Genomic DNA, 575 nt, shown 5'->3' with positions numbered 1-575 from the left:
ACCGGTGCTCCATGCCCGTCCAGAACATAAACCTGCGTGTTCGCTATCGGACGGCCAATCGGCACGTTGTCGGGAATCGCGTCCCCGCAGCTCCACGCCGCCGACCAGATTGTCGTCTCTGTCGGACCGTACATATTCCACAGACGGGCAACCCGACTCTGTAAGGAAGCAGCGAGATTATTCGATAATGCGTCACCGCCACACAAAGCCTTCATATCCGCAGCCCCCCGCCAGCCATCATGTAGCAAAATTCGCCAAGTGGCAGGCGTTGCCTGCATGACCGTAGCGCCGGCCGCAGTGATCATTTCACCGACAAGCCCTGGCTCCATCGAGGCACCCTTCTCCATGAGGATAATCTGCGCCCCGCCCAAGAGTGGTAGATAAAGTTCCAGCCCGGCAATATCGAACGCCAAAGTAGTCAGGGCCAGCATTCGCTCAGAGGCATCAATCCCCACGATGTTCCTCATGGAACACACCAGATTGACGACGCCGCCATGCTCGTTCATCACACCCTTTGGTTGTCCGGTCGATCCGGAGGTGTAGATGACATAGGCCAGGTTGCGCGGCGTCAGGCC

Annotated in this window: 1 protein-coding gene; it reads right to left on the bottom strand. The window is 58.3% G+C overall.

The genetic code is table 11. The features are described 5' to 3' along the window. Window positions 1-575: AMP-binding protein (locus ACTJKP_RS27135; RefSeq protein ID WP_440632869.1), on the bottom strand; the 575-nt coding region annotated here is incomplete at both ends.

Source organism: Brucella sp. 22210 (assembly GCF_052045675.1).
GTDB lineage: Bacteria > Pseudomonadota > Alphaproteobacteria > Rhizobiales > Rhizobiaceae > Brucella.
This window is presented reverse-complemented; position numbering and strand designations above follow the sequence as displayed.